Consider the following 1,571-nt stretch of genomic DNA (forward strand, 5'->3'; position numbering starts at 1 on the left):
ACAAATCGGACGGCGTACAGGACAAAGCTGGGCAATGCGGTAGCCCCGCGCCGTCGATCGCCGCAATCGCAAGTTGACTTGTAGGAAAATGTTGCTCAAATGTTCTCGCCGCATGAGACAGCGAGGGCGGCAGGATTCCCATAACCGATAACGAACGGCGACGCGCTTTTTCAATCTGGCTGCGGACCGGCAGATTGCCGAGCGTGGCTATCGCGGACGACGTAGAACTTAAGTTCAATCCTTGGCATGATCCCGCGGACGGTCAGTTCACCTTTGCTGGGTCGGGGCGTAACTATGGCCAAAGCGGGGGTGGCGGGTTTCGCAGCAGCGGGGGATCAGGCGGCGGTGCGTCGTCTCGCGAAGATTGGCCCCGCGAAGCTCGTTCGGCCACGAACCGACAGCGACCACGCCCGGGCCCGACTCCCACAGCAAAGGCGTCCGGCTCGTCCCCTCGCCCGTCCCCGAACACAAACGCGCAGCGACCGATTTCCAATAATAGCTGGGGCGGTGGGGGCTTTACGCGAGGCGGTGGTGGCAGCTTCGGCGGTGCGGGGGCGTCGGGCGATTGGGGCGTCGATCCGCCAAAGCAGCGGACGGGTGCGAAAGCCCCATCGACCCCCTCGAAGCAGCAAGCATCAGTACCGCCGACAACGACAGCCCAGCGTTCCAGCGCCGCGAGACCACTTCGTCGCGAGGTCCGCAGCGGCTACGAATATCAGATCGACGAGACGGGACGACCCGCAGAGTGTCAGGGACCCTGGAACTTGCCTACACGCAAGTGCGATCGAAAACGGCACAAGCGCAGGCCGGTGGCGCCGATCGGCGACCGACCGACGACGGCGGTCACTATATCGCGGCACGGTTCAATGGGCCGACCGACGCATTCAACCACTTTGCGCAAGATGCTAACTTCAATCGCGGCGAATATCGGTTCCTTGAGGATCAATGGGCGAGGGCAAGGCGGGCGGGAAGGGATGTTACCGTGAAGATCGTGCCGAGCTATGATGGCGCGTCGAAACGTCCTTCGGTGATTAACATCTGGTTTACGATAAACGGCCATGAGGAAAGAGTGCGAATTCCGAACGAGCCAAAGGAGAAACGCCGTGGCAAATGACGAGACGGATCGCCTTCTCGGCGAAATTGGCCAGCTTCTAGCGGAGGACACGGCGTATTCGCTCGATGGCACGTTGCTTTATGCGCGCGTGAGATCGACGATGGTCGCTCCCTCGATATTCAAGAACCAGGGAAACAATATAGTATACCGCCGCCCCGACTTGGACCGACTTGGCGACGCGCTTCTCGATCTCTGGAATGCCGAGACGCCACAAAACCGCTGGGCGGAAATTGAGTATCTCATCAAGGGCGACACGTTCGAGGTGACATACACCTATGCCGACGACATCGATCCGGATGAGGATACGTTCGAACGGCGTGACCGGATTGTGAAGCGGCACTTCGGGGATAAGCCAATCGTCTACCCCGATTTCCCGCCCGAGGATGACGGGGCCCCGAGCTATGACCTTTAGGCATCCGGTAGACATCCAGGACCGCGGCTAGAAACCCGTCGGACC

General features: G+C 60.5%; 3 protein-coding genes. 2 read left to right on the forward strand and 1 reads right to left on the reverse strand.

Annotated features, from left to right (window positions below; all coding sequences use genetic code 11):
- The coding region (locus L8K25_RS22520) for a hypothetical protein (protein WP_242141258.1) at nucleotides 1–238 on the reverse strand (238 nt) is incomplete at its 3' end.
- 507 nt (nucleotides 239–745) lie between these two features.
- Between L8K25_RS22520 and L8K25_RS22525 the strand changes: the two genes are divergently transcribed.
- Together L8K25_RS22525 and L8K25_RS22530 are read left to right on the forward strand one after the other, a co-directional pair.
- Nucleotides 746–1,114 carry a DNA/RNA non-specific endonuclease gene (locus tag L8K25_RS22525; RefSeq protein ID WP_242141259.1) on the forward strand — a complete coding sequence of 123 codons (369 nt, stop codon included), beginning with the start codon at nucleotides 746–748 and terminating at the stop codon, nucleotides 1,112–1,114.
- Nucleotides 1,104–1,526, forward strand: a complete 423-nt coding sequence (locus tag L8K25_RS22530; protein ID WP_242141260.1) for a hypothetical protein — start codon at nucleotides 1,104–1,106, stop codon at nucleotides 1,524–1,526. The genes L8K25_RS22525 and L8K25_RS22530 overlap by 11 nt, the downstream gene beginning before the upstream one ends.
- Nucleotides 1,527–1,571: the final 45 nt, after the last annotated feature.

The organism is Sphingomonas sp. TREG-RG-20F-R18-01, assembly GCF_022662475.1.
In the GTDB taxonomy this organism is placed as follows: domain Bacteria; phylum Pseudomonadota; class Alphaproteobacteria; order Sphingomonadales; family Sphingomonadaceae; genus Sphingomonas.